Source organism: Streptomyces sp. DSM 40868 (assembly GCF_011820545.1).
Lineage (GTDB): Bacteria > Actinomycetota > Actinomycetes > Streptomycetales > Streptomycetaceae > Streptomyces > Streptomyces eurythermus.
In genome coordinates this window covers 6,049,690-6,072,987 of the sequence record NZ_CP050504.1, presented here as the reverse complement: position 1 = coordinate 6,072,987, position 23,298 = coordinate 6,049,690, and the positions used below count along the sequence as shown (strand labels likewise).

Below are 23,298 nucleotides of genomic sequence, written 5' to 3'. Positions count from 1 at the left end.
ACCGTACGTGACCATGCGTACGGCCCCGGGGAGCGTGTCTCCGGGGCCGTACGCGGGTGGGGTCAGCCCTCGGTGACGCCCAGCTTCTCCAGGATCAGCTCCTTGACGCGGGCCGCGTCGGCCTGGCCGCGGGTGGCCTTCATGACCGCGCCGACCAGGGCGCCGGCCGCGGCCACCTTGCCGCCGCGGATCTTGTCCGCGATGGCCGGGTTGCCGGCGATGGCCTCCTCGACGGCGGCGGTCAGCGCGCCCTCGTCCGAGACGACCTTCAGACCGCGCTTGTCCACCACCTCGTCCGGGGTGCCCTCTCCCGCGAGAACGCCCTCGATGACCTGGCGGGCCAGCTTGTCGTTCAGGTCCCCCTTGGCGACCAGCTCGGTGACCCGGGCCACCTGCTGCGGGGTGATCGCCAGCTCGTCCAGCGCCGTGCCGGACTCGTTGGCGCTGCGCGCGAGTTCGCCCATCCACCACTTGCGGGCGGCGGCCGCGTCGGCACCGGCGTCGATCGTGGCGACGATCAGGTCCAGCGCGCCCGCGTTCAGGATGGCCTGCATGTCGGTGGCGGAGATGCCCCACTCCGCCAGCAGACGGGTACGGCGGGCCAGCGGCAGTTCCGGCAGGGCCGCGCGGATCTCCTCGACCCACTCGCGCGAGGGCGCGACGGGGACCAGGTCGGGCTCCGGGAAGTACCGGTAGTCCTCGGCCTCCTCCTTCACTCGGCCCGAGGTCGTGGACCCGGTGTCCTCGTGGAAGTGGCGGGTCTCCTGGACGATCGTGCCGCCGCCGGAGAGCACGGCCGCGTGGCGCATGATCTCGTAGCGGGCCGCACGCTCGACCGAGCGCAGGGAGTTGACGTTCTTCGTCTCCGAGCGCGTGCCGAACTTGTCGGCGCCCTTGGGCATCAGCGACAGGTTCACGTCGCAGCGCATCTGGCCCATCTCCATGCGGGCCTCGGACACGCCGAGGGCGCGGATGACCTCGCGCAGCTCGCGGACGTACGCCTTCGCCACCTCGGGGGCGCGCTCGCCGGCGCCCACGATCGGCTTGGTGACGATCTCGATGAGCGGGATGCCGGCGCGGTTGTAGTCCAGCAGGGAGTGGGACGCGCCGTGGATACGGCCGGTCGCGCCGCCGACGTGCGTCGACTTGCCGGTGTCCTCCTCCATGTGGGCGCGCTCGATCTCCACGCGGAAGACCTCGCCGTCCTCCAGCTGCACGTCGAGGTAGCCGTTGAAGGCGATCGGCTCGTCGTACTGGGAGGTCTGGAAGTTCTTCGGCATGTCCGGATAGAAGTAGTTCTTCCGGGCGAAGCGGCACCATTCGGCGATCTCGCAGTTCAGCGCGAGACCGATCTTGATGGCGGACTCGACGCCGGTCGCGTTGACGACCGGGAGCGCGCCGGGCAGGCCGAGGCAGACGGGGCAGGTCTGGGAGTTCGGGTCGGCGCCGAGCGCCGTCGAACAGCCGCAGAACATCTTGGTCTTGGTGCCGAGTTCGACATGGACCTCAAGGCCCATGACGGGGTCGTACGCCGCCAGCGCGTCCTCGTACGACACCAGGTCGGTCGTGGTGGTCACGGTGAAAACTTCCCTCTCAGCCCAGCAGGACGTCGTCGTCGCCCAACCGCTTCAGCTCGCGGTAGAGGATGGCGAGGCCGGTGACGATGCCTGCGGCGGTGACGACGGCGTCGACGAGCCTCAGCGTGTCGTTCTCGGCGCGGGCCTTCTTGATCTGCTTAGCGGCGCCGACCGCGCCGAACGCGGTGGCGGCCATGGACAGGTACGTACCGGACTTGGACTTCTTGAAGTCCTTGGCCTTCGACAGCTTGCTCACAGCGACGGTGCCTCCTCCAGCAGCGGGTGACCCCACTTTTCCACGAAGGCGGCCTCGACGGCGGCGCCCACCTTGTACAGCCGGTCGTCCTTCAGCGCGGGGGCGATGATCTGCAGGCCCACCGGGAGGTTGTCCTCCGGGGCGAGACCGCAGGGCAGGGACATGGCCGCGTTGCCCGCCAGGTTGGTCGGGATGGTGCACAGGTCCGCGAGGTACATCGCCATCGGGTCGTCGGCGCGCTCGCCGATCGGGAAGGCGGTGGTCGGGGTCGTCGGGGAGACGATCACGTCGACCTGCTCGAAGGCATTCTCGAAGTCCCGCGTGATGAGCGTGCGGACCTTCTGCGCGGAGCCGTAGTACGCGTCGTAGTAACCGCTCGACAGCGCGTACGTGCCCAGCATGATCCGGCGCTTGACCTCGGGGCCGAAACCGGCCTCGCGGGTCAGGGAGGTGACCTCCTCGGCGGAGTGCGTGCCGTCGTCGCCGGTCCGCAGGCCGTAGCGCAGACCGTCGAAGCGGGCGAGGTTGGAGGAGCACTCGGACGGGGCGATCAGGTAGTACGCCGACAGGGCGAGGTCGAAGGACGGGCAGTCCAGCTCGACGATCTCGGCGCCCAGCTCCCTGAGCAGCTCCACCGACTCGTCGAAGCGCTGGATGACGCCGGCCTGGTAGCCCTCGCCGCGGAACTGCTTGACCACGCCGACGCGCATGCCCTGGACGCTGCCGTTGCGGGCGGCCTCGACCACCGGCGGGACGGGGGCGTCGATGGACGTGGAGTCCAGCGGGTCGTGGCCGGCGATCACCTCGTGCAGCAGGGCCGCGTCCAGGACCGTACGGGCGCAGGGGCCGCCCTGGTCGAGGGAGGAGGAGAAGGCGACCATGCCATACCGGGACACCGCGCCGTAGGTCGGCTTGACGCCGACCGTGCCGGTGACGGCGGCCGGCTGGCGGATGGAGCCGCCGGTGTCGGTGCCGATGGCGAGCGGGGCCTCGTAGGCGGCGAGCGCGGCGGAGGAACCGCCGCCGGAACCGCCGGGGATCCTGGTGAGGTCCCAGGGGTTGCCGGTCGGGCCGTAGGCGCTGTTCTCGGTGGAGGACCCCATGGCGAACTCGTCCATGTTGGTCTTGCCGAGGATGACGACGTCGGCGGCCTTCAGCCGCTTGGTGAGCGTCGCGTCGTACGGCGGGATCCAGCCTTCGAGGATCTTCGAGCCGACGGTCGTGGGCACGCCCTCGGTGGTGAAGATGTCCTTGAGCGCGAGCGGGACGCCGGCCAGCGGGCCGAGCTTCTCGCCGCGCTCGCGCTTGGCGTCCACGGCACGGGCCTGGGCGAGGGCGCCCTCGCGGTCGACGTGCAGGAAGGCGTGGACCTTCTCGTCCACGGCCTCGATCCGGGCGAGGTGGGCCTCGGTGACCTGGACCGCCGTCAGTTCGCCGGAGGCGATCTTCTCGGCGATCTGCGCGGCCGTGAGCTTGATGATGTTGCTGTCCGTCATGGTGGTCACTCCTCCCCCAGGATCTGCGGCACCTTGAAACGCTGCTGCTCCTGGGCCGGGGCGCCGGAGAGCGCCTGCTCGGGGGTGAGCGAGGGACGGACCTCGTCCGGCCGCATGACGTTCGTCAGCGGGAGCGGGTGCGAGGTCGGCGGTACGTCTTGGTCGGCGACCTCGCTGACGCGGGCGACCGCGCCGATGATGTCGTCGAGCTGTCCCGCGAAGTGGTCGAGTTCTTCGGGCTTCAGCTCCAGACGCGCCAGCCGGGCGAGGTGGGCGACCTCCTCGCGCGTGATGCCAGGCATGCAGCGATCCTCTGGGGTGAGTGTGTGTGGTTTGGGCCCAATCCTATGGGGCCGGGCCCCGTGCCCGTGAAACGGTTTCCCCCGGGGCCCGCCTCAGCGGTGCCGGCCGTCCCAGACCGCGCTCTTCAGGAAGTGGTTGTCGTACAGCTCCTGGACCTCCAGGAGGCTCTCCGGCGTGGCCTCGCCCAGGCGGATGCGCTGGAGGTGGCGGAAGTACTCGAAGCGCTCGACGCCCGGTGCGATGACGACGAGCAGGTCGGCGGCGGCACCGGGCGCGGCGGCGATGGGGGTGCCCCCTGCTCGAGCGGAGCCGAGGGCTTGGGGGAGTGCGGGCGGTCCGGCGGGACGATGATCAGGTCGCCGCGTGCGGCGATGACGACATCGTCGCCGGAGAGGACCTCGGCCTCGCCGTCGAGCAGGTAGAACATCTCGGCCGAGCGGTGGTGGACGTGCGGGCGGGCGCCGTCGGCTCCCTCGGCGAGGGTGACCCGCACGGTGGACAGCGTCCCGCCGCTCGCGCTGCTGTCGGCCAGCAGCCGTACGGCCACGGGGGCGTCCCCGACCACCTCGGCCTCGGCGTCCCGGACCAGCACGGTGTCCTCGAACCTGGGCACGAACAGCGACATGGCGCGTCTCCTCGGAACGGCCTGATACCGGTTGGCCCGATGCGCGGGTGCCCGTACAACGATCATGGTGGCCGGACGGGTTCCCCGCGGTGACGCGCGTTCACGGGCCGGGGCCCCGAGGGAGGGCTACTCCGCGGCTGGCAGGGCCGGGGTCGGGCGCTGCCAGCCCCGGGAGCCGCGGGCCCGCAGCCAGGCCGTGGTCTCGTCGGGCGGCATCGCCGCGGCGACCAGCCAGCCCTGCACCGCGTCGCAGCCCAGGTCCCGCAGCCGCTCCCAGGTCTCGTCGTCCTCCACGCCCTCGGCGACGACCAGCAGGCCCAGCGAATGGGCCAGGTCCACCGTGCAGCGGACGATCTCGGCGTCCTCGGTGTCGACGGCGAGCCGGGCCACGAAGGAGCGGTCGATCTTCAGCTCGCTGACCGGCAGCCGCCGCAGGTGCACCAGGGACGAATAGCCGGTGCCGAAGTCGTCCAGGGACATCTTCACGCCGTGCCCGGTGAGTCCGGCGAGGGTGTCGGCGGCCCGCTGCGGGTCCTCCAGCAGCACGTGCTCGGTGATCTCCAGCTGGAGCGCGTAGGCCGGGACCCCGTGCCGGGCCAGGCGGGCGGCGACGGAGCCGGCGAAGCCGGGCGTGTGGACGTCGCGCGGGGAGACGTTGACGGCGACCGGGACCCTGAGGCCCTGGGCGCGCCACCGGGCGACCTGGCCGAGCGCGGTCTCCAGGACGTACTCGGTGAGGTGGGGCATCAGCCCGGAGGACTCGGCTATCGCTATGAACTCGTCCGGCGGCACCTTGCCGCGCTCGGGGTGCACCCAGCGGACCAGCGCCTCCAGGCCGGCCACCTGTCCGTCGAAGCGGACCTTGGGCTGGTAGTGCAGCTGGACCTCGTGCGCGTCGAGGGCCCGGCGCAGATCGCCGAGCAGGCCGAGGCGGTCGGGGGTGTTGGAGTCCCGCTTGGACTCGTAGACCTCGACGCCGGTGCGGTCCCGCTTCGCCTGGTACATGGCGACGTCGGCACGGCGCAGCATCCCCTCGGCGTCGAGGGCGTGATCGGGGAAGACGGCCACTCCGGCGCTGGCCTCCAGGACGAGGGTGAGGCCGTCCAGGTCGAGCGGGGAGCTTAGGGCGGTGACGAGGGAGCGGGCGACGCGCGTCGCCGACGTGGTGGAGTCGGCGACGGGGAGTAACACGGCGAACTCGTCACCGCCGAGCCGGGCGGCCTCGGCCCCGCGCGGCAGCGCGAGCCGCAGCCGGTCGGCGATCTGGAGCAGCAGCCGGTCACCGGCCAGATGACCGAGGGTGTCGTTCACCGAGCGGAAGCGGTCGAGGTCGATCAGCATGAGCGCGGCGCGCGCGCCGATGCGGTCGGCGTCGTCCAGCGCGGTCCAGATGCGCTCCAGCAGCCACTGCCGGTTGGGCAGCCCGGTCAGCGGGTCGCGCAGCTGCTCCTCGGCGCGGGCGCGGGCCATCCACAGCGTGGAGTCCAGGGCGATGAGCGGAATGGCGAAGAGCGGCAGCAGGATCGGCTCGGCGTCGGCGACGACGCACAGCAGCGGCGCGATGCCGAGCAGCGCGACGGCGACCAGGCCCTGTCTGACCAGGGCGGTGCGGGCGATGGTGGGCAGCCCGCCGTCGCGCGGGGCGTTCAGGTACCACAGCAGGCCGCGGCTGACCGCGAGGTAGGCGACCGCCACCAGGACGACCTCGGGGGCGGTGGCGATGCTCCAGTTGTCGGGCCGCCAGGGGGCCTCGACGCTCGGGACCCGGCCGAACGCGCCGAGCAGCAGGGCGCCGACGCCGATGCCGAGGATGTCCACCGCGCCGTGCAGCACGCCTTGGCGCCAGCGGTGCCGGCGGGCGATGCCGACCAGGACGACGACGGTGAGGCTGACCAGTCCGGCGGGCACCCAGCCGTACAGCAGCAGGACGGCGAGGGTGAGGGCGGCGCCCGAGCCGGTGCCGCCCCACCAGCGGGCGCGGCCCAGCATGACGAGGTGGCCGACGATGACGCCGGTGAGCAGGGCCAGCGCCCAGCCGACCGTGCCGTTCGGGAAGAGGGCGTGCCCGCCGACGCAGGCGCGGTAGAACCCGGCGCCCAGGGTGAAACCCGCGGCGGCGACGACGGCGGCGGGCAGCGCCGGCCAGGACGGATGCCGTTCGGTGTCGGCGCCGGCCAGACCGGGGACGGGGTCGGCGGCCGGCGACAGGGGGGCGGCGGGCTCGGGGGGCGCGCACGGGCCGGCGGCGCGCGGGGTGACGGGGCGCGGCCGCACTCCCGTACGGCCCTCGGCCCACCCGGTCCACCGGTTCTCGCGCCAGGCCCCCGCACGGCGGCGCGGGCGCAGCCGTGCGTTGGGGGCGGCGCTCTCGGTCGGTTCCATTCCCGTCCCTCTCACAGCCGGCGGTGCCCACGCCACGCGGCCCGATGCCCGACAACCATCAGCGGCTCCGCGTCGAAGAAACCCTCCCCGGGCCTGTCGAGGGCACGGAGATGCCCCAGCCGCAGCTGGGCACGGCAGGCGCACACCTCAACAGTAGGCCGCGGAAGGCATCCACGGGCAGCGGTCTCCGACGGTTGCCCGAATGCGCCCGGGCCACCCGTATGCAACTGATATGCGCCGATCGGGTGGCCTTCAACCGCTACTCCTCGGTCGGAAGCGCGACTTCGGCCGCCGCTTCGGGGCCCTGCTCCAACAGGACGTCGAAACCGTCCTCGTTCAGAACAGGCACCTTCAGCTGCATGGCCTTGTCATATTTCGATCCAGGGTTGTCACCCACAACGACGAAAGATGTCTTTTTCGAAACGGAACCGGTCACCTTGGCGCCCCGGGTCTGCAGTGCCTCCTTGGCGCCGTCCCGGGTGTAGTTCTCCAGCGTGCCGGTGACGACGACCGTGAGCCCCTCCAGCGGGCGCGGCCCCTCGTCCTCGCCGGACGCCTCGTCCTCCAGGGGCACCCCGGCGGCCTTCCACTTGCGGACGATCTCGCGGTGCCAGTCCTCGGCGAACCACTCCTTGAGCGCGGCGGCGATGATCGGGCCGACGCCGTCGGTGGCCGCCAGCTCCTCCTCGGTCGCCTGCTCGATGCGGTCGATGGAGCGGAACTCGCGCGCCAGGGCCTGCGCGGCGACCGGCCCCACGTGCCGGATGGACAGCCCGTTCAGGAAGCGGGCCAGCGGACGGGACTTGGCCGCCTCGATGTTCGCGAGCAGGGCGAGGGTGTTCTTCTTCGGCTCGCCCTTCTGGTTGGCGAAGACCGTCACGACCTTCGCCTCACCGGTCTTGGGGTCGTGCTTGGGCAGTCCGCTGTCCGGGTCCAGCACATGGGCCTTGATGGGCAGCAGCTTCTCCACCGTCAGGTCGAACAGGTCGCCCTCGTCCACCAGCGGCGGGTCGGCCGGCTCCAGCGGCCGGGTCAGCGCGGCGGCGGCCACCGCGCCGAAGTGCTCGATGTCCAGGCACTCGCGGCCCGCCAGATACGACACCCGCTCGCGCAACTGGGCCGGGCAGGTACGGGCGTTCGGGCAGCGCAGGTCGACGTCGCCCTCCTTCATCGGCCGCAGCGGCGTGCCGCACTCCGGGCACGTGGCCGGCATCACGAACTCCCGCTCGCCGCCGTCCCGCAGGTCCACCACCGGGCCGAGGATCTCCGGGATGACGTCACCGGCCTTGCGCAGCACGACGGTGTCCCCGATGAGGACGCCCTTGGCCTTGACGACCTCCTGGTTGTGCAGGGTGGCGAACTCCACCTCGCTGCCCGCGACCGTGACCGGCTCCACCTGGGCGTACGGCGTGACCCGGCCGGTGCGGCCGACGCCCACCTTGATGTCGACCAGCTTGGTGTTGACCTCCTCCGGCGCGTACTTGTAGGCGATCGCCCAGCGCGGCGCCCGCGCGGTGGAGCCGAGCCGCCCCTGGAGGCGGATCTCGTCCAGCTTGACCACGACACCGTCGATCTCGTGCTCGACGGAGTGCCGGTTCTCGCCGTAGTGCGCGATGAACTCGCGCACCCCGTCCAGGCCGTCGACCACGCGGTTGTGCGGGGAGGTGGGCAGGCCCCAGGTCTTCAGCAGGTCGTACGCCTGGGAGAGCCGGGTCAGGCCGGTGAAGCCCTCCAGGGCGCCGATGCCGTGCACCACCATGTGCAGCGGGCGGGTCGCGGTGACTCTCGGGTCCTTCTGGCGCAGCGAACCGGCGGCGGCGTTGCGGGGGTTGGCGAACGGCTTGTCACCGGCCGCGACCAGGCGTTCGTTCAGCTCGAGGAACTTCTCCATCGGGAAGTAGACCTCGCCGCGGATCTCCACCAGGTCGGGCACCTCCTCGCCGCCCAGGCGGTCGGGGATCTCCGCGATGGTGCGCACGTTCGGCGTGATGTCCTCGCCGGTGCGGCCGTCGCCGCGGGTGGCCGCGCGGGTCAGCCGGCCCTTCTCGTAGGTGAGGTTGACCGCGAGGCCGTCCACCTTCAGCTCGCACAGGAAGTGGTACGTCTGGTCGCCCAGTTCCCGCGCGATGCGGTCGGCCCAGGCGGCCAGCTCCTCGTCGTTGAACGTGTTGTCCAGCGACAGCATCCGCTGGCGGTGCTCGACGGCGGTGAACTCCGTCTCGTAGGACCCCGCGACCTTCTGGGTGGGCGAGTCCGGGGTGCGCAGCTCCGGATAGCGCTCCTCGAGCTCCTCCAGGGACTTCAGGAGCCGGTCGAACTCCGCGTCGCTGACGACGGGAGCGTCCTTCACGTAGTACCGGAAGCGGTGCTCCTCGATCTGCTCCGCCAGGCGCGCGTGGGTCTCGCGGGCCTCGGCGGGCACCGCTGTCGTCTCCGCTTGCTTGTCGCCGGCCACCGTGTTGTCCTCCGTTACTCAGGGTTGTCCGCGAGGGATCTCGCCGCCCGGACGCAGTGGGCGAGCGCCCGGCGCGCGTAGGCGGGGGACGCCCCCGCCAGACCGCACGCCGGGGTCACCGTGACCGCCTCCGCGAGCAACCCCGGATGCAGCCCCAGCCTGCGCCACAGCGTCCTGACACCCATGACGCTACCGGCAGGGTCTGACAACGGGCCGTCCGTGCCCGGCACGACACCGGCGAACAGCCGGGTACCCGCCTCGACGGCCTCGCCGATCAGATCGTCGTCACGCTCGGTGAGCAGCGCGAAGTCGAAGGAGACGGCCGCCGCGCCGGCCCGCCGCAGCAGCGCGAACGGCACGTCCGGGGCACAGGAGTGCACGGTCACCGGCCCGCCGCCGGCCGCCGCGACGACGTCCCGCAGCGTGGCCTCCACGACCTGCCGGTCCACGGCGCGGTGGGTGCGGTAGCCGCTGGCGGTGCGGACCTGCCCGCGCAGCACGGCGGTCAGGGAGGGCTCGTCGAGCTGGAGGACGAACCGGGCGCCCGGGACCCGCCGCCGCACCTCGGCCAGGTGCAGCCGCAGCCCCTCGGCGAGCGAGGCGGCGAGGTCCCGGCAGGCACCGGCGTCCGACAGGGCGGCCTCGCCGTTCCTCAGCTCCAGCGCGGCGGCCAGCGTCCACGGCCCGACGGCCTGCACCTTCAGATCGCCCTCGTAGCCCTGGGTGAACTCCTCCAGGGCGTCCAGGTCCTCCACCAGCCAGGACCGCGCCCGCCTGGTGTCCCGGCCCGGCCGGTCCCCGATCCGCCAGCCGCTGGGCTCCACGCGCGCGTACAGCTCGACCAGCATCCCGGCGGTCCGGCCGATCATGTCGGCGCCGGGACCGCGCGCGGGCAGCTCGGCGAGGAACGGAAAGTCCTCGAAGCTGCCGGTGACGGTCTTGGCGGCCTCCCGCGCGTCGGTGCCGGGCAGGGAGCCGACGCCGGTGGCTCCCGGGAACCTGAACTGGCTGTTTTCGCTCACCAGGGAAGCCTACGGAACCCGGCGCGCCGAGCGGTACGGGCCCGGGACCCGGGTCAGCGGCCCGGACCCCGGATCAGCGGCCCGGGCGCACCGACAGGTCGTGGACCTCGGCGTCCCGCGGCAGGTCCAGGGCCATCAGGATCGTCGTGGCGACCGACTCGGGGTCGATCCACTTCCCCGGGTCGTACTCCTTGCCCTCCTGCTGGTGCACCTTGGCCTGCATCGGGCTGGCGGTGCGGCCGGGGTAGACCGAGGTGACGCGGACGCCGCCCGCGTGCTCCTCCTGGCGCAGGGCGTCGGCGAGGGCCTTCAGGCCGTGCTTGGAGGCGGCGTACCCGGACCAGCCGGCACTGGCGTTCAGCCCGGCCCCGGAGTTGACGAAGATCACGTGGCCGCGGGCCGCCCGCAGCTGCGGCAGGAAGTGCCGGGTCAGCTCGGCCGGGGCGATCAGGTTGACGTTCAGCTGGTGGTGCCAGGACTTCGGGGTGAGGTCGCCGACCGCGCCCAGCTCGACTACCCCGGCGATGTGCATGAGGGAGTCCACCCGGTCCGGGAGCGACTGGTGGGAGAACGCCCAGGAGAGCCTGTCCGGGTCCGCGAGGTCGCCGACCAGGGTGCGGGCGCCGGGGAAGGCGGCCGCCAGCTCCTTGGCGCGGGCCGCGTCGCGCGCGTGCAGCACGAGTTCGTCCCCGCGCGCGTGCAGCCGGCGGGCCACGGCCGCGCCGATGCCGGAACCGGCCCCGGTGATCACATGTGTAGCCATGGGGCCCATGCTCGCATCAGTGCCCGGCGAGCTGCTCCTCGAGGTAGGCCAGGGCCCCGGCGGGCTCGTCGGCGAAGAAGACCAGCTCGGCCAGCGGGCGGGGCAGGAAGCCCTCGGCCTCCATGCGGCGGAACTGCTCGCGCAGGCCGTCGTAGAAACCGGCGGTGTTGAGCAGCACGACCGGCTTGTCGGTGCGGCCGTGCTTCTTCAGCTCCAGGATCTCGGTGGCCTCGTCCAGGGTGCCGGTGCCGCCCACCATGATCACCACGGCGTCGGCCTTCTCCAGCAGCAGCTTCTTGCGTTCGGCGAGGTCGGCCGCGATGATCATCTCGTCGGCGCCGGGCCGCGCCTTGTTCGCCAGGAACTCCACGGAGACGCCGAGCAGCCGGCCGCCCGCCTCCTGCACACCGTCGGCGACCACCTTCATCAGACCAACGTCGGAACCGCCCCAGACCAGGGTGTGACCGGCCTTGCCGAGCAGTTCCGCGAACTCGCGCGCGGGGCGCGTGTACCGCTCGTCGAGGTCGGCGGCGGACAGGAAGACGCAGATGTTCATGGCCTATACCGTACGGTGCCCGCGCCGCGCGGGGGAAAGCGCGGGAAGAAGCGCGGTCCGTCCGGTGCTGTTCCGGTATGACCGATGGACACACGATCACGATCCACAAGAGCGGGCGGCACGTGCGCGCGGTGCACGACGGCCGGGTGCTGGCGGAGACCGACCGTCCGCTGGAACTGCGCGAGACGGGCTGTCCGGTGCGGTACTACATCCCCGCCGAGGACGTACGCCTCGATCTGCTGACCCCCTCCGACACGCACACCGTCTGCCCCTACAAGGGCACGGCGTCCTACTGGTCGCTGCCGGACGCACCGGACCTCGTCTGGGCGTATCCGGACCCCAAGGACGGGGTGGCGGAGATCAAGGACCACTACTGCTTCTACGACACCGAGGTCGCATGACCACCCCCGGCACCGCCGTGTCGTGACCGATGAGCGCCGTGCCGTGCGGCAGTCTGCACGGCCATGGACAAGAAGACGACTTCCCGCGACGGCACCTCTCTCGCGTACCACGTGAGAGGCCACGGGCCGACGGTGATCCTGGTGAGCGGCGCGATGTCCACCGGCGGCACCGTGCTGCCCCTGGCCGAGCGTCTCGCGGAGCGCTGCACGGCCGTCGTCTACGACCGCCGGGGCCGCGGCGAGAGCGGCGGCACGGCGCCGTACGCGGTCGACCGCGAGGTCGAGGACCTGGCCGCGCTGGTCGACGCCGTGGGCGGCGACGCGGCACTGTTCGGGGTCTCCTCGGGCGGCGCGCTGGTGCTGCGCGCGGCGGCGGAGGGGGTGCCGGCGACCCGGGCGGCGGTGTACGAGGTGCCGTACGCCGACCATCTGGCGGACGGCGCCGCGCGCGAGGCGGCCTACAAGGAGCGGCTGACCGAGGCGCTGGCCGAGGGCCGGCGCGGGGACGCGGTGGAGCTGTTCCTGCGCCAGACGGGCCTCGGCGAGGAGGTGATCCAGCGCGCCCGCCAGTCCCCGATGTGGGCCGGCATGGAAACCCTCGCGCCGAGCCTCGCCCACGACGACGCGGTGATGGCCGACGGCCTGCTGCCCCGGGACCTGCTCGCCCGGATCCCCGTACCCGTCCTCGCGCTCGTGGGCGGCGCGAGCCCGGAGTGGATGCACCGGGCCGGCCAGGCGGTCGCGGAGGCGGTGCCCCGGGGCACGTACCGCGTCCTGCCGCGCCAGACCCACATGGTGGAGCCGGATGTGCTGGGGCCGGTGCTGGCGGAGTTCTTCGCGGGGTAGCCCCGCCGGGAAGGACGGGGCAACCCGGGTGGCTCAGACCGCCGTCGCCGCCGTCGCGCGCGTGGTGGACGCGATCGTCGCCGAGCCCACCACGCGCGTGCCGTCGTAGAGCACGATCGCCTGGCCGGGGGCGACGCCGCGGACCGGCTCGGTGAAGGTGACGCGCAGCTCGCCGGCCACGAGTTCGGCGGTGACCTCGGTCTCGCCGCCGTGCGCGCGCAGCTGGGCGGTGTAGGTGCCGGGACCGGTGGGGGCGGTGCCGCACCAGCGGGGCCGGATCGCGGTGAGGGCGGTGACGTCCAGGGCCTCGGCCGGGCCGACGGTGACCGTGTTGGTGACCGGGGAGATGTCCAGGACGTAGCGCGGCTTGCCGTCCGGGGCCGGGGTGCCGATCCGGAGGCCCTTGCGCTGGCCGATGGTGAAGCCGTACGCGCCCTCGTGGGTGCCCAGCTTGCTGCCGGACTCGTCCACGATGTCGCCCTCGGCCTTGCCGAGGCGGCGGGCCAGGAAGCCCTGGGTGTCGCCGTCGGCGATGAAGCAGATGTCGTGCGAGTCGGGCTTCTTGGCCACGGCCAGGCCCCGGCGCTCGGCCTCCGCGCGGATCTCCTCCTTGGTGGTGACCGTGTCGCCGAGCGGGAACATCGCGTGCGCGAGCTGCTTGTCGTCCAGCACGCCGAGGACGTACGACTGGTCCTTGGCCATGTCGGAGGCGCGGTGCAGCTCGCGGGAGCCGTCCTCCTTCACGATCACCTTGGCGTAGTGGCCGGTGCACACGGCGTCGAAGCCGAGGGCCAGCGCCTTGTCCAGCAGCGCCGCGAACTTGATCTTCTCGTTGCAGCGCAGGCACGGGTTCGGGGTGCGGCCGGCCTCGTACTCGGCGACGAAGTCCTCCACGACGTCCTCGCGGAAGCGGTCGGCGAGGTCCCAGACGTAGAAGGGGATGCCGATGACGTCGGCCGCGCGGCGGGCGTCGCGCGAGTCCTCGATGGTGCAACAGCCCCGCGCACCGGTTCGGAAGGACTGCGGGTTCGCGGAGAGCGCGAGGTGGACGCCGGTGACGTCGTGGCCGGCCTCCGCGGCACGCGCGGCGGCGACGGCGGAGTCCACGCCGCCGGACATGGCGGCGAGGACGCGGAGGGGGCGGGTGCGCTGCGGGGTGTCAGTCATAACCCTTCCAGGGTACGGGGGCGCGGGAACCAGCGTACGGGGGCGCGGGAACCCGGCCGGCCGGCCGTCCGTTGACGGTCACATGGGGGCGACTTCGGATTCGGCGGCGGGGGCGGGCACCGGGCCGCCGGCGGGCGACGGGGACCGGCGGCTGGGGCGGCGGGCCCTGCTGGTCGGCGGGATCGCGGCGGCCGTGGGGACGGCGCTGCTGGCCCGTGAGGAGCTGTCCCGTTCGTGGTGGCGGCTGCCCGGGGTGGACAAGCCGCGAGAGGCGGGCGCGGTGGACTTCCGGGGCGCGCGCTGGGTGGCGGCCTCGGCGGCGAACTACCGGCGGGCGGACCGGCCGGCCGACTACCCGGTGGACCGGGTGGTCGTCCATGTCACCCAGGGCGGGTACGCGTCGGCGGTGCGGGCCTTCAAGGACCCCGGGCACGGCGCGGCGGCGCACTACATCGTGCGCCGCGACGGGCGGATCACCCAGCTGGTCCGCGAGCTGGACGTGGCCTTCCACGCGGGCAACCGGGAGTACAACGAACGCAGTGTCGGCATCGAGCACGAGGGCTTCGTGGAGGACCCGGCGTCCTTCACGGACGCCCTGTACGCGGCCTCGGCCCGGCTCGCGGCCGCGATATGCGGGCGGTACGGCATCCCCGTGGACCGGGAGCACATCATCGGGCACGCCCAGGTGCCGGGCACGGACCACACGGACCCGGGGCGGCTGTGGGACTGGGAGCGGTACATACGCCTGGTCGGCGCCGAGCGCGCCAAGACCCCGCCGGCCAGGTGAGCCCGGCCGCGCGGGCGGGCCAGGTGAGGCCGGCCGTGCGGGCGGCCTAGGTGAGCCCGGCCGCGCGGGCGCGTTCCACCGCCGGGCCGATCGCCTTCGCCACCGCCTCGACGTCCGCCTCCGTGGAGGTGTGGCCGAGGGAGAAGCGCAGGGTGCCGCGGGCCAGGTCCGGGTCGGTGCCGGTGGCGAGGAGGACATGGCTGGGCTGGGCGACGCCCGCGGTGCAGGCGGAGCCGGTGGAGCACTCGATGCCCTGGGCGTCCAGCAGGAGCAGCAGGGAGTCGCCCTCGCAGCCGGGGAAGGTGAAGTGGGCGTTGGCGGGGAGCCGGCCCCCGGGTGCCGGGTCGCCGCCGAGGATCGCGTCCGGTACGGCGCCGCGCACGGCGTCGACCAGCCGGTCGCGCAGGCCGCCGACCTCCCGCGCGAACCGCTCCCGACGCTCGGCGGCGAGCCGCCCGGCGACGGCGAAGGAGGCGACGGCGGGTACGTCGAGGGTGCCGGAGCGGACGTGCCGTTCCTGGCCGCCGCCGTGCAGGACGGGTACGGGGGTGTACTCGCGGCCCAGGAGCAGGGCGCCGATGCCGTACGGGCCGCCGATCTTGTGGCCGGAGACGGTCATGGCGGCGAGGCCGGAGGCGGCGAAGTCGACGGGGACCTGCCCGAAGGCCTGGACCGCGTCGGCGTGCAGCGGGACGCCGAACTCGGCGGCGACGTCGGCGAGTTCGCGGACCGGCATGAGGGTGCCGATCTCGTTGTTGGCCCACATCACGGTGGCCAGGGCGACATCGCCGGGGTCGCGGGCGATGGCCTCGCGCAGCGCCTCGGGGTGGACGCGGCCGTAGGCGTCGACGGGGAGGTACTCGACGGTGGCGCCCTCGTGCTCGCCGAGCCAGTGCACGGCGTCGAGGACGGCGTGGTGCTCGACGGGGCTGGCGAGGACGCGGGTGCGGGCGGGGTCGGCGGCGACGCGGGACCAGTACAGGCCCTTGACGGCGAGGTTGTCGGCCTCGGTGCCGCCCGAGGTGAACACGACCTCGCTGGGGCGGGCGCCGAGCGCTTCCGCGAGGGTTTCGCGGGCTTCCTCGACCGTGCGGCGGGCTTGCCTGCCGGACGCGTGGAGGGAGGAGGCGTTGCCCGTGATGCTCAGCTGGGCGGTGAGCGCCTCTGCCGCCTCCGGGAGCATCGGGGTGGTCGCGGCGTGGTCGAGGTAAGCCATGGTGAGCCCGATTCTACGGCTCCCCCGCGGCCGGGCCGGGCCGCGAGGGGGGTTGGCCGGAACGCGGCCCGCTGCGGCGCGCGCGGACCCGTCGCGGCCCGCCCGGCGGAAAACGGGTCCCGCTCCTCACAGGCTCCAGGACACCGTCCCCGTGACCTCCATCGACGCGACCAGGACCACCAGGTCGGCGACGCCCAGGGCGAGGCCCAGGCAGGCGCGGCCGCGGCGGGCCGTGCCGCGCCAGAGGGCGGCCACGGCGAGGACGATGGCGATCGGGCCGAGGACGAGGTTGAGGACGAGCAGGCCGAGGAGGCCGAGGATGAAGGACGCGACGGCCATGCCGTCGGCGTCCCGGGTGCGCGGACGCGTGCCGGTGCGGCCGGTGCCGGCCGGTGCGGTGAGGTGCATGGTGCTCAGCTCCCGGAAAACTGCGCGGCGGTCGGTCGGACGACGTCGCGCGGTGGTCAGTCGGACGACGTGCGGCGGCGGCCGTGGCGCTCGCGGAGCGCGAAGACGCCGAGCCAGACGGCGATGACGGCGGCCAGGACGGCGCTGACGGTCAGCGGCGCGTGGGCCACGGTGCCCAGCACCACTCCGAGCAGCATGAGCGCGGCGACGAGGAACAGCATGGGATCGAATCCCCCCTCCGGTTTGCCTCGTGTTCGGCCGGTGTGAAGTTTGGGTGAACAGTTGTAGTAACAGTTGTTCACTGACTTCGAGTCTAGCGCTTCTCTCGGCTTTCCAATTCCGGAGAACAGTTGTTAACTGGATGACATGAGTCACACCCTCGGCATCCGGCAGGCCCAGAAGCAGAAGACCCGGCAGGCGTTCCTCGACGCGGCGCTCGCCCTGCTGGAGGAGCAGAGCCTGAGCAGCCTGGGCCTGCGCGAGGTCACCCGGGCCGTCGGGGTCGCCCCGACCGCCTTCTACCGGCACTTCCGCTCGACCGCCGACCTCGGGGTGGCCCTGGTCGACGAGGCGCTGGGCAGCCTGCATCCGATGGTGCGGACGACGGTGTCCACCACGGGAGACAGCGAGGAACGCATCGCGCGCGCCGTCGAACTGATCGCCCGTCATGTGGCCGAGTACCCCGCACACGTGAGGTTCATCGCCCGGGAACGGCACGGGGGCGTGCAGATCGTGCGGGAGGCCATCCGGGCCCAGCTGCACCGGTTCGCCGAGGAGGTGCGGGCCGAGCTGGCCAAGGACCGGGAGGCGGAGGGCTGGAGCGAGGACGACCTGCTGATGCTCGCGCACCTCTACGTCGACCAGATGCTCATCACCGCCTCGCTGTTCCTGGAGGCGCTGGAGGCCCCCGAGGACGAGCGGGAGCGGGTGACCCGGCTCGCCACCCGCCAGCTGCGGCTCATCACCCTCGGCCGCACCCACTGGCTGGACTGAACCACCGCACGCACCACACTTCTTCAGCCCTCCCCCGTCCCCGCCTCCCCGTACAGCGCCAGCACCGAACGCGCCCCCGCCACCAGTTCCGCGCGCGCCTCGGGCGGGTCCAGGAGCTCCACCCGGTCGGAGAACGCGAGGAGTTGGCGTACCGCCCGGAGCACCGGGTAGGTCAGCCGCGCGGTGACCCACGGGCTCTCGCCGTCGTCCTCGGGCTCCGCCGTCAGCTGGGCGGCGGCCATCCGGCGGAACATGTCGGCCACCTCGCGCCGGACCCGCACGGTGACCTCGACCCCGCCCTCCCGCTCCTCCACCCGCCGCCGCAACTCCTCCCAGGCATCGGCGAGTTCCACGCCGGGCCGGCGTCGTACGGGCTCGTCCAGCAGCCGCGCCCGGCGCACCCGGTCGGCACGGAACAGCCGGGGCCGGCCGCGCCGGTCGGCGACCAGGTACCAGACCCCGGCCTTGGCCACGAGGCCGTACGGATCGACGGTGTACGTCCGTGCCTCCCGCTCCCCGCTGTGCCGGTAGCTCAGCCTCAGCCGCCGGTCGCAGAAGACCGCGTCCTGGAGCACCGCGAGGTCGGCGGCCTGCTCCGGGCCGCTCTTCCAGCGGGTGGCGTCGACCAGGACCCGGCGGCTGGTCACCTCGGCGGCGGGGCGGTGCGGCGCGGGCAGCGCGGCCATGACCTTGCGCAGGGCCGAGGCGAGGGCCGCGTCCAGGCCGAGCGCGGCGTGCGCGCCCTGGGCGGCCAGCACGAACAGGGCCCGGGACTCGTCGGCGGTCAGCCCGGTGACGTCGGTGCGGAAGCCGGCGAGGAGGCCGATGCCGCCGTGCCGGCCGCGCTCGGCGTAGACCGGGACCCCGGCGGCGGACAGCGCCTCGACGTCCCGGTAGATGGTGCGGACCGACACCTCCAGCCGCTCGGCGAGTTCGGGCGCGGGCACCCGGCCCCGGGTCTGCAGGAGCAGCAGGATCGACAACAGCCGGTCGGACTTCACCGCGCCAGGGTCCCGCCGGGCGGGTGACCGTGGCAAACCTGACGGCGGATGTCAGGTTTCGGCGGGAACGTACTCCCGAGCCGTCCCGGTGCGGCGGACCCGGCGCGCAGGCGCCCGCACCGCCACCGAGGGCGCCCGCCACCCCCGTGAAGGAAGGCCGTCATGAACACCGATCCCCGTCCGCTGTACACCCGCGCCACCGCCCAGGCGGCCCGGGTCATCCAGACCGTGCGCCCCGAGCAGCTGACCGCGCCCACCCCGTGTGCGGAGTTCGACGTACGCGCGCTGCTCGGCCATGTCGTCGGCGGCACCCGCCGGATCGCTCTCGTCGGCGAGGCCGGTGACGGACAGGGCGAGCCGATGATCGCCCCCGATGTGCCCGACGACGGCTGGGCCGGGGCCTACGACGAGGTCCGGGAGCGGGCGCTGAAGGCGTGGGAGAGCGACGAGCGGATGGCGTCGTCGGTGACGGTTCCCTGGGGGGAGATCTCCGGTCGGGCCGCCCTGTCGGCGTACGTCATGGAGACCGTGACGCACACCTGGGACCTGTCGGAGGCGATCGGCCGGCCGCTCGCGCTCGATCCGGAGCTGGCCGAGTTCTCGCTGGCCGTCGCGCGGGAGGCGCTGCCGGAGGGGCCCAGGGAGGGCCGCCCCTTCGACGCGCCGGTGCCGGCCCCCGAGGGAGCCGGCGCCTACGAGCGGCTGGCGGCCTGGCTGGGGCGGGTGCCGCTCAGCCGAGCCTGACCCGGGCCAGCTGGCGGGACTGCGCGACCAGCCGGTCCGCGCTGTCCCACACCTCGGCGTCCTCCTCCAGGAAGCCGCCGGCCAGGTTGCGGGTGGTGATCGAGATCCGCAGCGGGCCGGGGGCCGGGCGCTGACGCACGTGGACGGTGAGTTCCACGGTCGGCACCCAGCCCTTGAGGCCCAGCTCGAAGGCGGTGGGTGGCAGGGCGTCCACGGCGAGGAGCAGCGAGAGCGGGTCGGCGTCGCGGCCGTCGGCGAGGCCGAACCAGGCGCGCATCTCGCCCTTGCCGGAGGGGGTGCCGAGGGCCCAGCCGGTGGTGGCGGGGTCCAGCTTGATCATCAGCCGGTCGGCGATGGCGTTGCTGCCGTCGATCGGGGCCGGGCCGTCCTCGGGGCCGAGGCACCGCTGCAGCGGCGGGATCGGGGGCGGGGTGGCCGTCGTACGGACGTCGTCGGGGAGGGCGGCGAGGTCGCCGTAGGAGGCGAGGACGCGGATGCGTTCGACCTCGTTGCCCTCGTCGTCGTACTGGAAGAGCGAGGCCTGGCCGGTGGAGAGGGTGCGGCCTGTGCGGACGGTCTCGGTGCGGACGACCGCCGGACCGGGCCGCGAGGCGGTCAGGTAGTGGGCGGTGATGGAGAAGGGGTCCGGGTGCGGGAGGGTGTCCGCGAGCGCCCGGCCGAGCACGGCCAGCAGATAGCCGCCGTTGACGGCGCTGATGATGGTCCAGCCGGCCGAGAGGTCGATGTCGTAGACGCCGGGCTCGCGCCGGGTGACCGCGGTGTCGCGGTCGAACTCGCTGTCGCCGATCGCGGCCGGCGCGGCGGGGACGGTAGCTGCTTCTGCCATGCGCGAACGGTACAACATGTAAATACTAAGCGGTAGCTTTCCTTGTGGGTGGCCCGTTGTGATCTCGTCTCCGGGTGAAGATCGGGCAATTTCTCGGCAAGTGTCCGGACACGTCCACAACCCACTCCCCCGGATTCCCCTCTATGAGGACATGAGCCTCACCGGGACTCCGTTCCTCTGCACCACCGTCCTGCTGTCCGTGGTCGCCCTCATACTGCCGCTCGCGCTGTGGTCACGAATGCGCGGGCCCAGACCGCTGCGGGCGGCGGCCCGCGTACTGATGCTGCTGTTCGCCCAGGGCACGGCCGTCACCCTGGTCTTCGTGCTGGTCAACAACCAGAACAACCTGTACGACGACTGGGCCGACCTGCTCGGCACCGGCGACCATGTGCAGCGGGCCGCCGACCTCGGCCGGGACGGCACCGGAGGCATCGCGGTGCAGCGGCTGCCCAGGGTCCGGCAGACCTTCCGGCCCGTCGGCGGACCCGGCATGCGCGCGGGCGGCCCCGTGCGCGTCACCCAGCTCAAGGGCCGCGTCTCCGGGGTGAACGCCGAGGTCTACGTCTGGCTGCCGCCGCAGTACGACGACCCGGCCTACCGGCACCACGAGTTCCCGGTGGTGGAGCTGCTGCCGGGCTACCCCGGCTCGGCGAAGGCCTGGTTCGGCTCGCTGCGCGCCGCCGAGCAGCTGCTGCCGCTGATGCGCGACGGCCGGGTGGCGCCGTTCGTGCTGGTCGCCCCGCGCACCAATCTGCTGGCCGGCGTGGACACCGGCTGCGCCAACGTCCCCGGCCAGGTCAACGCCGACAGCTGGCTCAGCATCGACGTGCCCAAGATGGTCAAGGACAACTTCCGGGTCCAGCCCGCCCCGCGCGGCTGGGCGGTGGCCGGGTACTCGGCGGGCGCGCACTGCGCGGTCAAGCTGGCCGTGGCGCACCCCGACCGGTACCGGGCCGCGGTGAGCATGTCCGGCTACAACGACCCGATCGGCGAACGCGACTCCCTCGCCGCCCAGACCCCCGCCCTGCGCGCCGCGAACAACCCCTACCTGCTGCTGCGCGAGGCGGCCGGCCCGCCGCCGGTCGCCCTGTACCTGTCCGGCCAGTCCGGCGACGGCTACCAGGCGGGCATGGCACTGGAGTCGGCCGCCAAGGCGCCCACCACCGTGCGCGTGGTCCTCCTGCCGCGCAGCGCGGGCGGGCACACCATGGCGCTGTGGCGCCCGCAGGTCACCACCGTCTTCCGCTGGCTGACCCTCCAGATGGGCCAGAGCCACGCCAAGGGGCGGGACACCTCCGTCGCGGGGGCCGCTACTCCTCCGTCACCGTCGAGCGCCGGTTCCACGCACGCGGCGCCCGCCAGTGGAACCGCATCGCCAGCAGGCGCAGCACGAACGCCGTGAGCGCCGCGAACCCGCTGGTGAGCGGGGTGAGGATGTCGTAGCGGATGCACAACACCACCATCGCGGAGCCCACGATCGCCGGGACCGCGTACAGGTCGCGGTCCCAGCGCAGCAGCGAGGGCACCTCGTTGGCCAACACGTCCCGCAGCACACCGCCGCCGACGGCGGTGGCCAGGCCCAGCGTCGCCGACGCGGTCAGGCCGAGGCCGTAGCTGTACGCCTTCGTCGTGCCGCTGACGCAGAACAGGCCGAGGCCGGCCGCGTCGAAGACGAGCACCGCCGACTGGATGCGCTCCACGTGCGGGTGCAGGAAGAAGACGACGAGCGCGGCGAGCAGCGGGGTGACGAAGTACCCGAGGTCCGTGAAGGCCGCCGGGGGGACGGCCCCGATGATCACGTCCCGGAACAGCCCGCCGCCCAGCGCGGTGACCTCGGCGAGCACGGCGATGCCGAACACGTCGAAGTTCTTCCGGACGGCCAGCAGGGCGCCGGAGATCGCGAACACGAAGATCCCGATCACATCGAGCGTGTGCTGGACGGAGGGACTGAAGAGTTGCTCGAGCTGCACCCTGACATTCTCTACTGTCAGAGCACCTGAACCTTACAAAGCCAGGTCAGAGAGCGGGTTTCCCTGGTGTGAACAACCAGGTGTCGAAGAGGTCGTCCAGCTGCCGCCCGCTGACCCGCTCGGCGAGGCGGACGAAGTCGGCGGTGGCGGCGTTGCCGTACCGGTGGAGCCGGGTCCAGGTCGGCAGCAGCCGGAAGAAGGCCGGGTCGCCGATCCGCTCGCGCAGCATCTGGAGCGTCATCGCGCCGCGCTGGTAGACGGCGGAGGCGAACATGGTGTCCCGCTCCGGGGCACCCGGCCTGACCTGCCAGAACGTGGAATCGGCGGGCCGGGCGTCGTATGCGGCGCGGAAGGAGTCGTGGGCGGAGCGGGTGCCCTTGTGCTCGTCCCACAGCCACTGGGCGTAGGTGGCGAAGCCCTCGTTGAGCCAGATGTCGTTCCAGTGCGCCACGCTCACCGAGTCGCCGAACCACTGGTGGGCCAGCTCGTGCACGATCGTCCCCTCGCCGCGCACCGCCGAGTACGCGGGCTTGGACTGCACCTCCAGCGAGAACCCGGCCTGCGGCATGTCGTCGACGATGGCACCGGTCTCCTCGAAGGGGTACGGCCCGAAGACCCGCGACCAGTAGTCGGTGACGGCGGAGGTGACGCCGTAGACGTCGACGTTGCCGGCGTTCTTCAGCACCGGGTCGATCGCCACGTAGACCGGGATGCCGCCGGGGGTCCGTCCGGTGCGCACGTCGAACTTGCCGATGGTGGCGGTGGCCAGGTAGGTCGCCATCGGCTTCGACTCCCGCCAGTGGGTGTACGTCGACTCTCCCTTGTCGTACGTCGACACCAGCCGGCCGTTGGAGACCGCGGTCAGGCCCTTGGGCGCCTTGATCCGGATGTCGTAGGTGGCCTTGTCGGCGGGGTGGTCGCTGGAGGGGAACCAGGTGGAGGCGGCGTTGGGCTCGCAGGCGACGAAGACGCCGTCGGGGGTCTTCATCCAGCCATAGTCGGAGCCGAAGACGATGGGGCCGCTGAGGGGCCGGGGTGTGCCGCCGTAGGTGACGGAGACGGTGAAGTCACGGCCCTCGGGCAGCGCCCGGCGCGGGGTGACGGTGATCTCGTCGCCGTCCCGGGTGAACTCCGCCCGTCTGCCGTTCACCTCCACCCGGGTGATCTCCAGCTGCTGGAGGTCGAGGTCGAAGGAGGAGAGGGTCCGGGTGGCGCGCGCGGTGAGCGTGGTACGGCCGTCCAGGCGGCCGGTGCCGGGGGCGTAGGCCACGTCCAGGTCGTAGTGGCGGGCGTCGTAGCCGCCGTTGCCGAGCCGCGGGAAGTAGGGGTCGCCGATGCCGGGGGCGCCCTGGGTCGGGGGCGCGGAGGCGGCGATGGCGAGGAAGGAGGCCGCCGTGGTGACGAGGACTCCGAGACGTGCCGAACGGGAGAGTGCCATGAGTCGTCCCTTTCGAGCGTGCCGATCGGTGGTCGGGCACGGTCG

At 72.9% G+C, this 23,298-nt stretch carries 23 protein-coding genes and 1 pseudogene; 6 read left to right on the top strand and 18 right to left on the bottom strand.

What is annotated here, in order from left to right; all coding sequences use genetic code 11:
* Positions 1-62 precede the first annotated feature (62 nt).
* The 10 genes and pseudogenes from gatB to HB370_RS27705 all read right to left on the bottom strand — a co-directional run bounded on the left by gatB (position 63) and on the right by HB370_RS27705 (position 11,435).
* A complete protein-coding gene (gatB, locus tag HB370_RS27750; protein WP_030793169.1) occupies positions 63-1,577 on the bottom strand; it encodes an Asp-tRNA(Asn)/Glu-tRNA(Gln) amidotransferase subunit GatB in 1,515 nt (504 codons plus the stop codon).
* Between the two features lie 16 nt (positions 1,578-1,593).
* Positions 1,594-1,833, bottom strand: a complete 240-nt coding sequence (locus HB370_RS27745; protein ID WP_030614455.1) for a hypothetical protein — start codon at positions 1,831-1,833, stop codon at positions 1,594-1,596.
* On the bottom strand, positions 1,830-3,329 hold the full coding sequence (gene gatA / locus HB370_RS27740) for an Asp-tRNA(Asn)/Glu-tRNA(Gln) amidotransferase subunit GatA (protein WP_030793172.1): 1,500 nt from the start codon (positions 3,327-3,329) through the stop codon (positions 1,830-1,832). The genes HB370_RS27745 and gatA overlap by 4 nt, the downstream gene beginning before the upstream one ends.
* A gap of 5 nt (positions 3,330-3,334) precedes the next feature.
* Positions 3,335-3,631 carry an Asp-tRNA(Asn)/Glu-tRNA(Gln) amidotransferase subunit GatC gene (gatC, locus tag HB370_RS27735; protein ID WP_004925108.1) on the bottom strand — a complete coding sequence of 99 codons (297 nt, stop codon included), beginning with the start codon at positions 3,629-3,631 and terminating at the stop codon, positions 3,335-3,337.
* 93 nt (positions 3,632-3,724) lie between these two features.
* Positions 3,725-4,257 (bottom strand): annotated as a pseudogene (locus HB370_RS27730) (cupin domain-containing protein).
* A 126-nt stretch (positions 4,258-4,383) separates the two neighbouring features.
* A complete protein-coding gene (locus tag HB370_RS27725) occupies positions 4,384-6,639 on the bottom strand; it encodes a bifunctional diguanylate cyclase/phosphodiesterase (RefSeq protein ID WP_030793178.1) in 2,256 nt (751 codons plus the stop codon).
* A 259-nt stretch (positions 6,640-6,898) separates the two neighbouring features.
* Positions 6,899-9,094, bottom strand: a complete 2,196-nt coding sequence (gene ligA / locus HB370_RS27720) for an NAD-dependent DNA ligase LigA (protein WP_030793181.1) — start codon at positions 9,092-9,094, stop codon at positions 6,899-6,901.
* 14 nt (positions 9,095-9,108) lie between these two features.
* Complete coding sequence (locus tag HB370_RS27715) at positions 9,109-10,116, bottom strand: methionine synthase (RefSeq protein ID WP_167513039.1); 1,008 nt, start codon at positions 10,114-10,116, stop codon at positions 9,109-9,111.
* Positions 10,117-10,189: 73 nt separating this feature from the next.
* Positions 10,190-10,888, bottom strand: coding sequence for an SDR family oxidoreductase (locus HB370_RS27710; protein WP_030791843.1), 699 nt, complete (start codon positions 10,886-10,888; stop codon positions 10,190-10,192).
* A gap of 7 nt (positions 10,889-10,895) precedes the next feature.
* Positions 10,896-11,435 (bottom strand): TIGR00730 family Rossman fold protein, encoded by a 540-nt coding sequence (locus HB370_RS27705; RefSeq protein WP_030791840.1) that lies wholly within the window; start codon positions 11,433-11,435, stop codon positions 10,896-10,898.
* Positions 11,436-11,512: 77 nt separating this feature from the next.
* On the opposite strand from HB370_RS27705, the gene HB370_RS27700 reads away from it, so the two are divergent.
* Both HB370_RS27700 and HB370_RS27695 read left to right on the top strand, forming a co-directional pair.
* Positions 11,513-11,836 (top strand): DUF427 domain-containing protein, encoded by a 324-nt coding sequence (locus HB370_RS27700; protein ID WP_030791837.1) that lies wholly within the window; start codon positions 11,513-11,515, stop codon positions 11,834-11,836.
* Between the two features lie 63 nt (positions 11,837-11,899).
* Entirely contained in the window at positions 11,900-12,682 is a 783-nt protein-coding gene (locus tag HB370_RS27695; protein ID WP_030791835.1) for an alpha/beta hydrolase, read from the top strand.
* A 33-nt stretch (positions 12,683-12,715) separates the two neighbouring features.
* Here HB370_RS27695 and mnmA read toward each other — a convergent pair whose 3' ends face one another.
* Positions 12,716-13,849: a tRNA 2-thiouridine(34) synthase MnmA gene (gene mnmA, locus HB370_RS27690; RefSeq protein ID WP_030791832.1), complete on the bottom strand. Its 1,134-nt coding sequence runs from the start codon at positions 13,847-13,849 to the stop codon at positions 12,716-12,718.
* Between the two features lie 82 nt (positions 13,850-13,931).
* Between mnmA and HB370_RS27685 the strand changes: the two genes are divergently transcribed.
* Complete coding sequence (locus tag HB370_RS27685) at positions 13,932-14,636, top strand: N-acetylmuramoyl-L-alanine amidase (RefSeq protein WP_051816126.1); 705 nt, start codon at positions 13,932-13,934, stop codon at positions 14,634-14,636.
* 46 nt (positions 14,637-14,682) lie between these two features.
* On the opposite strand, the gene HB370_RS27680 is transcribed toward HB370_RS27685, so the two are convergent.
* From HB370_RS27680 to HB370_RS27670, 3 genes are all read right to left on the bottom strand, one after another.
* Positions 14,683-15,852 (bottom strand): cysteine desulfurase family protein, encoded by a 1,170-nt coding sequence (locus HB370_RS27680; RefSeq protein ID WP_030791825.1) that lies wholly within the window; start codon positions 15,850-15,852, stop codon positions 14,683-14,685.
* Between the two features lie 126 nt (positions 15,853-15,978).
* Positions 15,979-16,260 carry a hypothetical protein gene (locus HB370_RS27675; RefSeq protein ID WP_030791822.1) on the bottom strand — a complete coding sequence of 94 codons (282 nt, stop codon included), beginning with the start codon at positions 16,258-16,260 and terminating at the stop codon, positions 15,979-15,981.
* A 56-nt stretch (positions 16,261-16,316) separates the two neighbouring features.
* Positions 16,317-16,481: a hypothetical protein gene (locus tag HB370_RS27670; protein ID WP_030614499.1), complete on the bottom strand. Its 165-nt coding sequence runs from the start codon at positions 16,479-16,481 to the stop codon at positions 16,317-16,319.
* A 145-nt stretch (positions 16,482-16,626) separates the two neighbouring features.
* Between HB370_RS27670 and HB370_RS27665 the strand changes: the two genes are divergently transcribed.
* Entirely contained in the window at positions 16,627-17,253 is a 627-nt protein-coding gene (locus HB370_RS27665; protein ID WP_030791819.1) for a TetR family transcriptional regulator, read from the top strand.
* Between the two features lie 23 nt (positions 17,254-17,276).
* Here HB370_RS27665 and HB370_RS27660 read toward each other — a convergent pair whose 3' ends face one another.
* Positions 17,277-18,254, bottom strand: coding sequence for a WYL domain-containing protein (locus tag HB370_RS27660; protein WP_030791816.1), 978 nt, complete (start codon positions 18,252-18,254; stop codon positions 17,277-17,279).
* A gap of 162 nt (positions 18,255-18,416) precedes the next feature.
* Here HB370_RS27660 and HB370_RS27655 point away from each other — a divergent pair, with 162 nt between their 5' ends.
* The gene (locus tag HB370_RS27655; RefSeq protein WP_030791813.1) at positions 18,417-18,998 is read left to right on the top strand and encodes a TIGR03086 family metal-binding protein; all 582 of its coding nucleotides are present in this window, start codon (positions 18,417-18,419) and stop codon (positions 18,996-18,998) included.
* On the opposite strand, the gene HB370_RS27650 is transcribed toward HB370_RS27655, so the two are convergent.
* Positions 18,985-19,845: a thioesterase family protein gene (locus HB370_RS27650; RefSeq protein WP_030791810.1), complete on the bottom strand. Its 861-nt coding sequence runs from the start codon at positions 19,843-19,845 to the stop codon at positions 18,985-18,987. The genes HB370_RS27655 and HB370_RS27650 overlap by 14 nt on opposite strands.
* 151 nt (positions 19,846-19,996) lie before the next feature.
* On the opposite strand from HB370_RS27650, the gene HB370_RS27645 reads away from it, so the two are divergent.
* A complete protein-coding gene (locus HB370_RS27645) occupies positions 19,997-21,247 on the top strand; it encodes an alpha/beta hydrolase-fold protein (protein WP_030791807.1) in 1,251 nt (416 codons plus the stop codon).
* Here the strand turns inward: HB370_RS27645 and HB370_RS27640 are convergent.
* Positions 21,156-21,815 (bottom strand): trimeric intracellular cation channel family protein, encoded by a 660-nt coding sequence (locus HB370_RS27640; protein WP_030791804.1) that lies wholly within the window; start codon positions 21,813-21,815, stop codon positions 21,156-21,158. The two genes, HB370_RS27645 and HB370_RS27640, sit on opposite strands and share 92 nt — an antisense overlap.
* Before the next feature lie 46 nt (positions 21,816-21,861).
* Positions 21,862-23,253, bottom strand: coding sequence for a M1 family metallopeptidase (locus HB370_RS27635; protein ID WP_030791801.1), 1,392 nt, complete (start codon positions 23,251-23,253; stop codon positions 21,862-21,864).
* Between the last annotated feature and the right edge of the window lie 45 nt (positions 23,254-23,298).

What these genes read in the sequence shown, in the direction of transcription:
- gatA (WP_030793172.1), bottom strand. Translation starts at nt 3,329, where the DNA reads ATGACGGACAGCAACATCATCAAGCTCACGGCCGCGCAGATCGCCGAG.
- gatC (WP_004925108.1), bottom strand. Translation starts at nt 3,631, where the DNA reads ATGCCTGGCATCACGCGCGAGGAGGTCGCCCACCTCGCCCGGCTGGCG.
- HB370_RS27725 (WP_030793178.1), bottom strand. Translation starts at nt 6,639, where the DNA reads ATGGAACCGACCGAGAGCGCCGCCCCCAACGCACGGCTGCGCCCGCGC.
- HB370_RS27710 (WP_030791843.1), bottom strand. Translation starts at nt 10,888, where the DNA reads ATGGGCCCCATGGCTACACATGTGATCACCGGGGCCGGTTCCGGCATC.
- HB370_RS27705 (WP_030791840.1), bottom strand. Translation starts at nt 11,435, where the DNA reads ATGAACATCTGCGTCTTCCTGTCCGCCGCCGACCTCGACGAGCGGTAC.
- HB370_RS27700 (WP_030791837.1), top strand. Translation starts at nt 11,513, where the DNA reads ATGACCGATGGACACACGATCACGATCCACAAGAGCGGGCGGCACGTG.
- HB370_RS27695 (WP_030791835.1), top strand. Translation starts at nt 11,900, where the DNA reads ATGGACAAGAAGACGACTTCCCGCGACGGCACCTCTCTCGCGTACCAC.
- mnmA (WP_030791832.1), bottom strand. Translation starts at nt 13,849, where the DNA reads ATGACTGACACCCCGCAGCGCACCCGCCCCCTCCGCGTCCTCGCCGCC.
- HB370_RS27685 (WP_051816126.1), top strand. Translation starts at nt 13,932, where the DNA reads ATGGGGGCGACTTCGGATTCGGCGGCGGGGGCGGGCACCGGGCCGCCG.
- HB370_RS27680 (WP_030791825.1), bottom strand. Translation starts at nt 15,852, where the DNA reads ATGGCTTACCTCGACCACGCCGCGACCACCCCGATGCTCCCGGAGGCG.
- HB370_RS27675 (WP_030791822.1), bottom strand. Translation starts at nt 16,260, where the DNA reads ATGCACCTCACCGCACCGGCCGGCACCGGCCGCACCGGCACGCGTCCG.
- HB370_RS27670 (WP_030614499.1), bottom strand. Translation starts at nt 16,481, where the DNA reads ATGCTGTTCCTCGTCGCCGCGCTCATGCTGCTCGGAGTGGTGCTGGGC.
- HB370_RS27665 (WP_030791819.1), top strand. Translation starts at nt 16,627, where the DNA reads ATGAGTCACACCCTCGGCATCCGGCAGGCCCAGAAGCAGAAGACCCGG.
- HB370_RS27655 (WP_030791813.1), top strand. Translation starts at nt 18,417, where the DNA reads ATGAACACCGATCCCCGTCCGCTGTACACCCGCGCCACCGCCCAGGCG.
- HB370_RS27650 (WP_030791810.1), bottom strand. Translation starts at nt 19,845, where the DNA reads ATGGCAGAAGCAGCTACCGTCCCCGCCGCGCCGGCCGCGATCGGCGAC.
- HB370_RS27645 (WP_030791807.1), top strand. Translation starts at nt 19,997, where the DNA reads ATGAGCCTCACCGGGACTCCGTTCCTCTGCACCACCGTCCTGCTGTCC.
- HB370_RS27635 (WP_030791801.1), bottom strand. Translation starts at nt 23,253, where the DNA reads ATGGCACTCTCCCGTTCGGCACGTCTCGGAGTCCTCGTCACCACGGCG.